At 68.3% G+C, this 13,079-nt stretch carries 5 protein-coding genes; 1 reads left to right on the forward strand and 4 read right to left on the reverse strand.

Annotated features, from left to right (window positions below; translation table 11 throughout):
* Positions 1-35: 35 nt before the first annotated feature.
* The 4 genes from BBA86_RS12035 to BBA86_RS12050 all read right to left on the reverse strand — a co-directional run bounded on the left by BBA86_RS12035 (position 36) and on the right by BBA86_RS12050 (position 11,437).
* Entirely contained in the window at positions 36-6,182 is a 6,147-nt protein-coding gene (locus BBA86_RS12035) for an Ig-like domain-containing protein (protein ID WP_223247084.1), read from the reverse strand.
* A gap of 145 nt (positions 6,183-6,327) precedes the next feature.
* Positions 6,328-8,658, reverse strand: coding sequence for an ATP-binding cassette domain-containing protein (locus tag BBA86_RS12040; RefSeq protein ID WP_065571783.1), 2,331 nt, complete (start codon positions 8,656-8,658; stop codon positions 6,328-6,330).
* A 2-nt stretch (positions 8,659-8,660) separates the two neighbouring features.
* Entirely contained in the window at positions 8,661-9,299 is a 639-nt protein-coding gene (locus BBA86_RS12045; RefSeq protein ID WP_223247085.1) for a DNA-3-methyladenine glycosylase I, read from the reverse strand.
* A gap of 29 nt (positions 9,300-9,328) precedes the next feature.
* Positions 9,329-11,437 carry an acyl-CoA dehydrogenase gene (locus tag BBA86_RS12050; RefSeq protein ID WP_065571784.1) on the reverse strand — a complete coding sequence of 703 codons (2,109 nt, stop codon included), beginning with the start codon at positions 11,435-11,437 and terminating at the stop codon, positions 9,329-9,331.
* A gap of 236 nt (positions 11,438-11,673) precedes the next feature.
* On the opposite strand from BBA86_RS12050, the gene BBA86_RS14695 reads away from it, so the two are divergent.
* Positions 11,674-13,079: alpha-galactosidase (locus tag BBA86_RS14695; RefSeq protein ID WP_223247086.1), on the forward strand; the 1,406-nt coding region annotated here is incomplete at its 3' end.

Genomic DNA, 13,079 nt, shown 5'->3' on the forward strand with positions numbered 1-13,079 from the left:
TCGTTCAGTCCTTGCTCTCGAAATCGTTCACTGACTCATCCACGTGGCCACCACTGCTTCTCCGTGTCGACCGCGCCGCCCCAGCCCTGGATGTCCACCCACACGTCGTAGCCGTCGGCGCCCAGCCAGCACTCGATCTGCTTCGAGCCGTTGGCGGGGAGGTCGTAGGCGTAGGCGTTGTTGCTGACGTTGCCGCTGCCGCCGCTGTACTTGCAGGCGATGTTGTACCGACCGCCGTCGAAGTTCTGCGTGTTGACGACGAACTTGTAGCAGCCGTTCGTACAACTCTGCGGAGCGCGATCCCCTCGCGTGACCCAGACACGAGGCTGCGGCGGCGGCGGCGCATCCACGCTGCGCGCACTCGCCTGGTCCGTCGTGGTCGTGCTTCCGTCCGCGCTCGTGCGGACCTCGATGGTGCGCGTCGTGCTGTAGTCCACGCGGTAGTCCTCGGAGCCGGACGCAGCGACCTTGCGCCACCCGTTGCCGTCGCCGGTGCGGATCTCCGTCGTCACGGGCCGACCGTTCGCTGCCGGCGAGGACCAGCTCATTCTGATGGTCCTCCCGTCTCCGACGGTCGACGCGCTCGCGGACGGTCTCCCGATCTGACCGTACGGCCGGACCTGGTTGGATGCCGCCGACGCTGCGCCCTCGTAGGTCGTCCCGTCGGCGGTCGCCACGGCGCGGATCTGGACCGTGTACGCGCCGTTGTTGTTCACCGCGCCGTTGCCGATCGTGCCCGACGTGCCGGAACCGCCACCGTCGACCCAGTCGGCACGCCAGCCACCGCCGTTGACGTTGTACTGGTACTGGATCTCATTGGCGCTCGCACCATTAGAGGCACCGGCCTGCCACCGGACACCGACCTGGTTGTCGCCCTCGGTAGCGGTGACGCCGGAGGGAGCCCCCGGCGGCGTGAACGCGCGCCGCGGAGCCGATGGAGCGCTCCACTCCGCCCATCCCGCCTTGTTACGGGCGCGGACGCTGTAGGTGTAGTCCGTCTCCGAGGTGTCCACAACCACGGCTTGGCTCGTCTGTCCCGCCGACGGCTTGAGAGTGTCCACGACATTGCCACCGCGGATGACGCGGAGCTCGTAGCCGGAGATCGCGTCGCCGTTCTCGGCGGGCTGGTTCCACGAGACGCGCATCTGAGCGCGGTTGCCCACCGGTTCCATGCGCGCCACGGTGGGCGCGCCAGCCGCCGCAGGCGGAGCCGCGGGGATCTCCCCGGCGGACCACTGCGAGAAGTCCGACGGCTCGGGTGCACGGTTGTGGGCGCGGACGCGAACCTGGTACTCGGTGCCGTTCTGCAGACCGTCCCACGTCAGGCGAGTCGCGGCGACGCCGGTCTTCTGAGCGACGCCGGACGGCGGCGCCGGCGAGATCTCGAGCGTGTAGCTCTCGACCGGGGATCCCTCGGTGCGGGGCGCCGTCCAGCTGACGTCGAGGCTGCGGTCGCCGAAGGTCAGCGTCGGCGGAGCGGGCTGATCCGGCCGCACGTCGGGCCGAGCGGTCTCGGACGGGACGGACGGGTCGGACTCGCCGACGCTGTTGGTCGCCGTCACGACGAAGTTGTACTCGACGTTGTTCGTCAGGCCGTCGAGGGTGCACGTCGTCGACGGGCAGTCGCGCGTGTAGCCGCCCGCGGTCGAGGTCACCGTGTACTTCTCGATCCTGCGGCCGTTGTCGACCGGAGGCGTCCAGCTGAGCACCACGGTGCGGCTCTCCACCGTCGTCACCGTCGGCTTGCCCGGTGCGTCGGGGCGCCCCTGGACCGTGATGCGGATGCGACCGTCGACACGTCGATCCGAATCGCCTGTCGCGTCCTGCACCGTGTAGCGGACGACGACGTTGCCGACGAAGTCCTTGTCGGTGGTGACGCGGACCGTCCCGCCGGACTGATCCACACTCGTGACATCGCCGGTCTCGATCTGCGTGTTCACAATCTCGAGCGGCTTCTCGGGGAACGGGTTCACGTCGTTCTTCAGGACGTCGATCGACACGGTCTCGCCCTGGTCGGCCTGGGCGACGATGTCATCGTTCACCGACGGGAGCTCACGAGTCGAGGCCGTCACCGTCACTTGGATGGTGGCGTCGACCGGCTCGGTCTGACCATCGGTGGCGCGCACCGTGAGCGAGAACCGGGTGCCCTTCTGGACGTCCGCCTGAGCGGACACCCGGAGGGTCTGACCGTCGATCGAGGCGTCGACTCCGGCAGGTGCGTCGGACGCGAGCGAGAACTGCAGTTTGTCCATGTCGCCCGGGTCGGGGTCGGAAGCCAGCTCGCGCAGGCCGAGCGTCGTGGGGTCCTCACCCGGAGCGACCGATATCGAGGCGCCCGTCATGGTCGGCGGGACGTTGTCGGGCGGGAGCACGGTGATCGGGATGGACAGTGTCGCCTTCCGCCCGTTCGGGTCGTCCGGCCCGCTGCCGTCGGTGACCTCGAAGGTGAGGGCATCCGAGCCGAAGTAGCGCTCCGCAGACGTGTAGGTCAGCGTCGACTCGTCCTTCACGAGGTTCGCGCCGTTGCTGTGCGCCGCTGCCACCTTCTCGGCTTCGGTGATCACAACATCGGCGCCGCCCGAGGCACGCACGTACTCGGACAGCGGCAGGTCGATCGACTCGCCGCTCTTGACCGTCACCGGCTCGGTGGAGATGAGCGTCGGGGGCAGGTCCTGGAATGACGGGACGTGGATGAAGGCCGCCGCGACCTGGTCGTCCTCGTCGGTGACGAAGTAGGTGATGAGCTGGCGCTCGTCGGTGATCTTCAGGCTGACCTTGCCACCGGAACCGACACGGGCGTTCTCGCCGCCGGCACCGAGCGACACCTCCAGCGCGGATCGCGTGCCATCGGGATCGTCGTCGTTGGCGAGCACGTCCACGACGGCGCTGCCGTCCTCCTCGACCTGCTCGGGGAGGACACGGTCGTCTCGCGCGATGGGTCGGGCGAGCGGAACGTCGGGATCGACCGTGATCTGCACGGAGGTCGTGGCGCTCAGGCCGCGCTCGTCGGCGATCGTGTAGACCACGCTCGTCTGCATCGGCTCATCGGGGGCCGTGATCAGGAGCTGCTGCCCGGAGACCTTCGCACTGAGACCCGGGACATCCGGCACCTGGACGGCGTTCTCGGCGAAGCCGAACTTGTCGCCGTCGGGGTCGGAGTCGTTCTTCAGGACGTCGACCGCCACGGTGCGCCCGGGACGCATGGTGATCGAGTCGCGAACGGCGTAGGGAGCCTGGTTGGTGCTGGGAGAGGGCGCGATGCCCACCTCGACGGTGGCGGTCGCCTCCTTGCCGAGCGCGTCACGCACCCGGTACTGGAATCGGTCGACGCCCACGGCGTCCTCGAACGCGGTGTACGTGAACGAGTCCGCCTCGATCGCCGACACCTGACCCTTCTGCGGGGCCGAGGCGAGACCGACGAGCTCGACCGAGTCGCCGTCCGCGTCGATGCCGTTCAGGTCGATGGGCACCGTGACGGCGGAGTTGCTGAGCGTACGGACGGTCACGTCGCGCGGGCGCGGAGCGGCGTTCGCTTTGTCGTCGCGGGCCAGGATGCGGATGGTCACGTAGCCGGCATCCCGCTGCCCGGTCTCGTCCACCACCTCGTACGTCGCATTGACCGTCTTCGCCTCAGAGCCGGCGCGGAAGCGGAGCGTGTCCTCCGAGACGAACACATCGCCATCCGCGTCATCGACGAGCGGGGGCACGAGTGTCGGCGAGACATGGATCTCGCTGTTGTTCGGGCTGTAGTCGTTGTCCATCACGGGGATGGTCACGACGTCACCGGCGCGTACGACGACCTCGTCGTCCCCGGCGATCGGCGGCCTGAGCTTCTCGGGGGCAGGCACCGGGATGACGATGATCTCGCCCTGTGCGGACTGCTTCCCGTTCGAGATCGTGTACGTGAGCCGGACCTGCTTGTCGAGCGAGGCCTGGTCGCTCACGCGGACCGTCTCGTGGCCGAGCACGGCGGCCGCCACGCCGGAGTCCTCGTCGACCGACACGGACTGGACGACGAGGATGCCGCCTTCCGGGTCAGTGTCGTTGCCGAGCACATTGACCAGCACGTCGCCACCCGCGGGGAGGAGTGCGACGTCCCGAACAGCGATCGGCGGGGTCCCGGCATCCTCTTCGGGAAGGACGTCGATCCGCACGATGCCGGGAGCGGAGTTCGGCCCCGCAGACGCGAGGTACGTCGCGTAGTACGTGCCGATCTTGGACGACTGGAACGTGAAGGACTTGTCGGGGTAGTCGCGGGTGACCTTCCCGCCCTCGACGTCGTCGACGCGCGTGAGGCGGAGCGGCTCGGAGCCGGTGCTCGTGTCGTTCGTCAGCGGCCGGACCATGACCGGGCGGTCGGGACGCGTGACGACGTGATCCGCGTTCGTGACCGGCAGCGTGGTGCCGAGAGGACGGATGTCGAAACGCGCGACTCCCGTGGCGCTCTCGCTTCCGTCCGAGACGGAAATGGGGACGTCGATGCGGCCCTGAGTGCCGCCGATGGCACGGTAGGTGATCTGGCCATCGGGGGTGAACTCGGCCTCGTCGCTGCCGTCGGTGGTCACCGACTGGAGGAAGATGTCGTCGCCGTCGGGGTCGACCCAGTCGCTGAGGACGTTGTATGAGACGACACCACCGGTCTCGACCGTGATGGCCGTCTTGCGCTTCTGCACGGGCGCGGAGTTCTCGGAGAGCGGTTTCACCGTCAGCGAGACCCGGGCACTGTCCTTGCCGCCTCGACCGTCGGAGACCTCGTAGGTGAAGTTCGTCGTCCCGGTCGCGTCCTCGGGCATGGCGATCTGCAGAGCGGTGCCGTTGTAGATGGGGATGACCTTGCCGGTGGACGGCGGTGTGACGACCTTGGCGACGAGCACGTCGCCGTCGGCATCGAGGTCGTTCTCGAGGACGGGGAGGACCGTGGTGCGGCCCGGACGGACGCCGTAGCGGTCGTCCTCGGCAATGGGCGGCGTGTTCTGCTCGCTGCGCTCGGGGAGAGTCGTCTGGATCGTCTCCTCGGTCGTCTCCTCCTCTTCCTCGCCCTCGCCCTCGGGCGGAGTGAGGTCCTCCCAGTTGTCCACCTGCTGGAGCGCGTCGCTGGCCATCCATGCGCCGCCGCCGAAGATGTCATTCAGGACCACGACGTCGCGGTTCACCCGGAAGCGGAGGTCGCTCTTTCCGTCGACACCCTTGATCGTCTTGGTGAGATCGTTCTCGTCCCCCGCGCAATCCCGGATGAACGCACCCGTGCCCGACCAGGCGCCGTAGGCGCACCCCGCGACGTAGACCGGCTGAGCCGGGCTGCCGCCGCCCCCGGCATCCTTCACGACCGAGTCGCCACCGGCGAGAGGGACGCGCACCAGCTGAGTCGGCGTCGCGAGCGTGACGGTGTCGGTGACGTTGGAGGGCTGCTGGAGGACCGCCTCCTTCGGAACCTCGGTCTGCAGACCGTCGCTGGAGTAGAGGACCGAGGTGGTCCGATCGAGGACGACGCTGACACCTCCGACCGCGCTGATCGCGAGCTCATCGCCCTTGTCGATGCCCTCGAGTTCGCGCTCCGCCGTCTGAACGAAGCTGCCGTCCGCGCTGGGGCCGTAGGCGAAGAGCTTGCCCTTCTCCGGCGAGACGGCGTAGACGATGCCGGCCGTGCTGACGGTGACGACAGCACCCTTACCGAGCTTCGCGATGGGATCGCCTGCCTCTTTGCCCACCGCAGCGATCGACGTGAACGGTGCCGCGCGGAGTCCCCCGTCGGCATCCACCGTGGCGACTGTCGGACCGCCGAGAACCGTCGTCGCGCCGGATGCGAGGTCGGCGCTGTCGGAGAGGATGACCCGTGCCGGATCGATCGCCGTCGCGGTGTTCTCGGTCTGGTCCGTGACGAGGACGCGGTTGCCGGCCTGCTGGATGTCGTAGTCGGGTGAGAGCGTCCGGAGTCCGTTGTCGAGGACCCGTGACTCGTTGTTGAAGTGCCCGACGAGCAGACTCGTCTGCTTCGTCAGCCACACACCGCCGTCGTTGAGCTCGACCTCGGTCGTCGGCTCGCCGTCGTAGGTGAGCGCGAGGACGCTGATGGCGACGACGGCCGCGGTCACTGCGCTGATCGACGCGAACGTCTTGGGGCGGGATCGCAACCAGCCGAATGACATCATGAGTGCTCTGACTCCCCCCAGGCAGACGCGCATGCAGTATCGACGGCACGAGGAAAGATGTGCCCCGTGCGTCGGTGTGTGGACGCCACTAAGGATAAGTGAGTGAGGAAATTAGGGCGAGCGCGTGACGTGGGGACTTCTCCCCATCTATGCTTCTTGGCCCGATCCGCTCCCCGGCTCAGACCGTCCCGACGTAGCGGGCCAGATGGTCGCCCGTCAGCGTCGACCGCGTCTCCACCAGCCGAGTCGGCGGCCCCTCGAAGACAATGCGGCCACCGTCCCGTCCCGCTCCGGGGCCGAGATCGATGATGTGGTCCGCGTGGGCCATGACCGCCTGATGGTGTTCGATGACGATGACGGAGTTGCCGGCATCCACCAACCTGTCGAGCAGGGCCAGCAGGTTGTCGACGTCGGCGAGGTGCAGTCCCGTGGTCGGCTCGTCGAGGACGTAGATCGCCCCCTTCTTCGCCATGGCGATCGCGAGCTTGAGGCGCTGCCGCTCTCCGCCCGACAGGGTGTTCAGCGCCTGGCCGAGGGTGATGTAGCCGAGGCCGACGTCGATCATTCGAGCGAGGGTCGTCTTCGCCGGGCCCGTCGTGAACCCGTGAGCCTCCTCCGCCGACATCGCGAGGACCTCGGCGATGTTCTTGCCGTCGAGGGTGTACTCGAGGACGGCGTCGCTGAAGCCGGACCCGTCGCACACCTCGCAGCGCGTCTCGACGCTCTGCGTATAACCGAGGTTCGTGATGATGACGCCGAGCCCCTTGCACGCGCGGCACGCCCCCTCGGAGTTCGCGCTGAACAGCGACGGCTTCACCCCGTTGGCCTTGGCGAACGCCGCACGGACGCCGTCGAGCACCCCTGTGTACGTGGCGGGACTCGACCGACGTGATCCCTTGATCGGCGATTGGTCGACGACCACGACATCGTCGAACGCGGGGACGTTCCCGTGGATGAGCGACGACTTGCCGGAACCGGCGACGCCGGTGACGACCGTCAGGACTCCGAGCGGGATGTCGACGTCGACGCCGACGAGGTTGTGCTGGGTCGCGCCGCGGATCGGCAGAGAGCCGGTCGCCGTACGCGTGCTCGTCTTCAGCGCAGCGCGATGGTCGAGGTGCCGTCCGGTCAGTGTGTCGGAGGCGCGCAGGCCCGCGACGTCCCCCTCGTACATGATCCGACCACCGCGCGATCCCGCCTGCGGCCCCAGGTCGACGACGTGGTCGGCGATCGCGATGACCTCGGGCTTGTGCTCGACGACGAGCACGGTGTTGCCCTTGTCGCGGAGCAGGAGGAGCAAGTCGTTCATGCGCTGGATGTCGTGCGGGTGTAGTCCCGCGGTCGGCTCGTCGAACACGTAGGTGACGTCGGTCAGCGCCGAGCCCAGGTGCCGGATCATCTTCGTGCGCTGGGCCTCACCGCCCGAGAGGGTGCCCGAGGACCGATCGAGCGAGAGGTAGCCGAGGCCGATGTCGATGAACGAGGCGATGACGCGCTTGAGGGACGACAGCAGCGGGCCGATCGATGTCGGGTCGACGGTGTCGAGCCAGGCCGAGAGATCGGTGATCTGCATCGACGAGACCTGGGCGATGTCGACACCGCCGATCTTCGAGGATCGGGCGCCCTCGTTGAGGCGGCTGCCGCCGCAGTCCGGGCACGGCAGGAACTTCACCGCGCGGTCGACGAACGCGCGGATGTGCGGCTGGAGCGCCTCGCGGTCCTTCTGCAGGAACGACTTCGTGATCTTCGGAACGAGACCCTCGTAGGTCATGTTCATGTTCTGGAGCTTCACCTTGGTGGGCTCCTTGTAGAGGAAGTCCGTTCGTTCCTCTGCCGAGTAGTCGGCGATCGGCTTGGCGGCATCCAGGAAACCGGATTCGGTGAAGATGCGCACCATCCAGCCGTCCACGTTGTAGCCCGGGACGGTGATCGCCCCTTCGGACAGCGACTTCGAGCTGTCGAAGAGCTCATCGAGATCGATGTCGCTCACCTCGCCGAGTCCCTCGCAGCGGGGGCACATTCCGCCGGTCACCGTGTCGGAGCCCGGGGCGGAGGGGATGTTGAACGAGAACGCCTGCGGCGATCCGATGTGCGGCTCCCCCAGTCTGCTGAAGAGGAGGCGGAGCATCGCGTAGGCGTCGGTCACCGTGCCGACCGTCGAGCGCGCATTGGCTCCCATGCGCTCCTGGTCGACGATGATCGCGGGACTGATGTTCTCGAGTCCGTCGACGTCGGGGCGGCTCAGCTGCGCCATGAACTGCTGCACGAAGGTCGGGTACGTCTCGTTGATGAGACGCTGCGACTCGACGGCGATCGTGCCGAACACGAGCGAGGACTTGCCCGACCCGCTCACTCCCGTGAACACCGTCAGGCGTCGCTTGGGGATCTCGACGTCGACGTCCTTGAGGTTGTTCTCACGCGCCCCGATGACGCGGATGACGTCGTGCGCGTCGGCGACGTGACCGTCGGATGCCGCGGCTCGCCCCTCGGTGACCTCCTGACCTGCCATATTCACCCTTCCTCCGCCGTGTCCACATGATCCCGGGAAGCGGACCCCTCCGACAAGGGAGCCTCCGACGAGGTCGTCACTGCTCGGTGGCATCCGAGGACGTGATCGTCGACCATGCCCGAGGACTGCATGAGCGCGTACATCGTCGTGGAGCCGACGAATCGGAACCCCCGCTTGCGGAGCGCCTTGGACATCGCGTCGGACTCCGCCGTCGTCGCGGGCACCTCTGCGAAGGACGTCGGTCGACGATGGGATGCCGGGGCGAACGACCACATGAACGCGTCGAGCTCTCCCGGTTCCATCTCGGTGACGAGCCTCGCGTTGCCGATGGTGGCGAGGATCTTCGCGCGATTGCGGATGATGCCGGCATCCCCCGTCAGACGTTCGACATCGGACTCGTCGAACGCAGCGACGGTCGTCGGCTCGAAGCCCGCGAACACCTCGCGGAAACGGGGGCGTTTGCGGAGGATCGTGATCCACGAGAGCCCCGCCTGGAACCCCTCGAGGCTCATCTTCTCGAAGAGCGCCCGGTCGCCGTGCAGGGGCCGACCCCACTCCTGGTCGTGATAGCGGCGGTACTCGGCGTCGTCGCCGACCCAGCCGCAACGGAGGAGGCCGTCGGGCCCGAGACGCGTATCCACGCGCTCAGGCTACCGACGGCCTCCGACGCTCACTTCTTCTTCTTGAGCGACTTCTCCGGCACGGGCGCCTCACCGCGTGCGGCGAGGTCGGCGTAGTGGGCGCGAGCTTCGTCCTGACGCTGCCGCTCGACCCCCGACGCGATGGGGGCCCGCACGTGCTCCGGCGCGAATCCGAACGCGTCGACGAGGTCCTGCGCATGGGGACGCAGACGCGCGCAGAGACGGTCGATGTACTTCGACACCGCCGCGCCGCGCTGCGTCGACAGCCGTCCGTTGATGAGGTGCCACGCGAGGTGCTTCTCGATGAGGTGCAGCCCGAAGAGGTCGCGCAGCCACGTGAGTACCTGGCGCGTGCTCTCGTTCTCGGTTCCCTTCACGGCATCCGAGAACGCCTCCCACTGCAGCAGTTCGCCGTGCGCCCGCGCCGCCTCGATGAGCTCGGCCTGGTGCTGGTTGAACAGCGCGGCGGCCTGGTCGGAGGGGAGCTTGGATGCCGGGCGCAGCGCACCGGCGATGTCGGCGACCATCTGCTCGACGCGACCGGCGAGCAGCTCGTGCTGTTGCTCTGCGCGCAGGCCGAGCTCGACCGAGCGCGCCGTCGAACCGAAGTCGGCGACCGTCTGGCCGAGGCTCCGCAGGCCCGCCCCGTGGAATACCTTGCCGGCCGTCTGGCCGACGGCGAACTTGGCGAGGGTCGCGGCATCCGCCCCCTTGAACTGCTTGGCGAAGTCGGCGAGCAGTCGCTTGCCGACGAGCTGCAGGAGGACGTTGTTGTCGCCCTCGAAGGTGACGTAGACGTCGAGGTCGGAGCGGAGTCCGACGAGGCGGTTCTCGGCCATGAAACCCGATCCGCCGCAGGCCTCGCGGGCCTCCTGGATCGTGTTCAACGCGTTCCAGGTGCTGAGGGGCTTGAGCGCGGCGGCGAGAGTCTCGAGGTTCTCGCGCTCGGCCGGGGTGTCGGCCGAGCCGCCGAAGACGCCGTCGAAGGTGCGGAGCAGCTCGTCGTGCGCGAAGTACTGCGCGTAGTTCTGAGCGAGCAGCGGCAGGAGCCGTCGCTGGTGCTTGCCGTAGTCGAGCAGGACGACCTCGTCGGTCCCCGCACCCGAGTCGAACTGACGACGCTGGTTGGCGTACGTCAGCGAGATGTACATGGCCAGGGACGACGCGATCGTCGCCGCACCGTCGAGCGACACCCGACCCTGCACGAGAGCGCCGAGCATCGTGAAGAAGCGCCGGCCGGTGCTCTCGATGGGGCTCGAGTAGGTGCCGTCGGGGGCGACGTCGCCGTAGCGGTTGAGCAGGTTCGTGCGGGGCACGCGGACGTGATCGAACGCGAGGCGGCCGTTGTCGATGCCGTTGAGGCCGCCCTTGACGCCGTCGTCCTCGCTCTGGACACCCGGCAGCAGCTCGCCGTCGGGCGTCCGGATCGGCACGAAGAAGCAGTGCACGCCGTGGTTCACGCCGTTCGTGATGAGCTGCGCGAAGACCGTTGCCGCCTGGCCGTGGACGGCGGCGTTGCCGAGGTAGTCCTTCCACGCCGCACGGAACGGGGTGTTGATCACGAACTCTTCCGTGTCGGGGTCGTACGTGGCCGTCGTGCCGATGGCCGCGACATCCGAGCCGTGCCCGATCTCGGTCATCGCGAAGGCGCCGGGGAGCGTCGCGTCGCGGATGTCGGGAATCCACTTGTCGTGGTGCTCCTTGGTGCCCAGCTGCAGGACTGCGGAGCCGAAGAGACCCCACTGCACGCCGGACTTGATCTGCATGCTCGGGTCGGCGAGGACGAGCTCCTCGAAGCCCGCGAGGTTGGCACCGTTGTCCTCCTCGCCGCCGTACTCCTTCGGCAACGCGCGGGTCGAGCCGCCGTTCTTCGCGAGGAGGCGGACCTGGCCCATGACGCGCTCGCGGTGATCGGCGACGCTCTGGCCGTCGATGCGCCAGTAGGCGGGATCCTTGATGAGCTCGCGGACGGTCAGGCGCGTCTCGCCCCACGTGCCGCGGAGCATCGCGCCGACGGCGTCGATGTCGATGCGGGGTTCGCGCGCTTCGTCGGCGGTGTGCGGGGCGGTCGGTGCGCCTCCGGCGGGGGTGCGCTTGTCGGCGGCGGGAGTGGAGGAGCGGACGACGGTGTCGGTCATCACTGGCCTTTCTGAGGACGCCCGGTCAGGGCGACGGGACAGGGAAGTTCGACAATCACGGTAGGAGTCCTCTAACGCGACTCCAAGTTGGTTGTGCGGTCGCGACAAGGAGACGGTCGGACGTGATCCCGACGGATTGTGCGGCGCCTACACGAGCGGAGGTTCGGGACCGCTTGCCGACCATGGAGGCATCGGATGTGTGCACGTTCACGGAGGCTGGCTGACACACTTGAGGGATGCCCGTTCTCCCCTCCGACGCGAGTGTCGTCCACCTTCGTTCCGGCGGCACCAGCGTCGTCGTCGACCTGCAGCCCGGCTCGGTTCCTGCGATCGTCCACTGGGGCGCCGACCTCGGCGACGCCCCCCACGACACCCTCGTCTCGCTCGCGACGGCCTCACGCCTGCAGCGGATCTCGGGCGGGCTCGACGCCACGGTGCGACTCGGTGTCGTCAGCACCGCGGCATCCGGCTGGGCGGGTGCTCCCTCCCTCGAGGGACACCGCGACGGTGAGGACGTCAGCGCCTTGTTCGCACTGACCGACCTGCGGGCGAGCGAGGACGCCCTCGAGCTGCATTTCACCGACAGTGAGATGGAGTTGTCGGCCCGGTACGAGCTGCGGGTAACGGCATCCGGTCTCGTGCGCGCGCGGACGTCGGTGCGCAACGACGGTGCGGGTGTGTACACCGTGCAGGCGTTGCATGTGATGTTGCCGTTGCCGTGGGAGGCGACCGAGATCCTCGACACGACGGGGCGGCACCTGCGCGAGCGCTCGGCGCAGCGCCACGAACTCACCTTCGGGACGCACCTGCGCGAGTCGCGTCGTGGCCGCCCTGGGGCGGACTTCACCCTGCTGCTGGCCGCCGGGACGCCCGGGTTCGGGTTCGAACGCGGCACGGTGCACGGCGCCCACCTCGCCTGGAGCGGCAACTCGCGGATCTTCGCGGAGCGGATGCCGACCGGTGAGTCGTTCCTCGGGGCGGGCGAGCTCTACCTGCCCGGTGAGATCCGTCTCGCGCAGGGCGAGGAGATCTCCTCCCCGGAGTTGCTCGGCTCCTGGGGAGACGGGCTGGATGAACTCGCGGTGCGGTTCCACGGGGAGTGGCGAGCACGCCCTCAGCACCCGACCCGCCCCCGGCCCATCACCCTCAACACGTGGGAGGCGGTCTACTTCGACCACCGCCTGCCCAAGCTCATCGCCCTCGCCGATGCGGCGGCCGAGATCGGTGTGGAGCGGTACGTGCTCGATGACGGCTGGTTCCGTCACCGCCGTGACGACACCGCCGGGCTCGGCGACTGGTACGTCGACGACACCGTCTGGCCCGATGGTCTGCACCCGATCGCGGATCATGTGGTGGCGAAAGGGATGGAGTTCGGCCTCTGGTTCGAGCCCGAGATGGTCAACCCCGACAGCGACCTCGCCCGTTCGCACCCGGACTGGATCCTCCGCGGTCGCACCGACCTGCCGCCGTCCGCACGTCAGCAGCAGGTGCTGAACCTCGCGCACCCTGAGGCGTACGCGTACATCCTCGAGGTCATCTCGCACATCCTCGCGGCGTATCCGATCTCGTACATCAAGTGGGATCACAACCGGGACCTCGTCGACGCCGCCGCCGGCCCCGGCGGCGCCGCCCGCGTCCACGC

The sequence above is a fragment of the Microbacterium oleivorans genome, from assembly GCF_001691565.1.
In the GTDB taxonomy this organism is placed as follows: Bacteria; Actinomycetota; Actinomycetes; order Actinomycetales; family Microbacteriaceae; genus Microbacterium; species Microbacterium oleivorans_B.

Coding starts and splice junctions, on each gene's coding strand:
- BBA86_RS12035 (WP_223247084.1), bottom strand. CDS start 6,182: ATGCGCGTCTGCCTGGGGGGAGTCAGAGCACTCATGATGTCATTCGGC.
- BBA86_RS12040 (WP_065571783.1), bottom strand. CDS start 8,658: ATGGCAGGTCAGGAGGTCACCGAGGGGCGAGCCGCGGCATCCGACGGT.
- BBA86_RS12050 (WP_065571784.1), bottom strand. CDS start 11,437: ATGACCGACACCGTCGTCCGCTCCTCCACTCCCGCCGCCGACAAGCGC.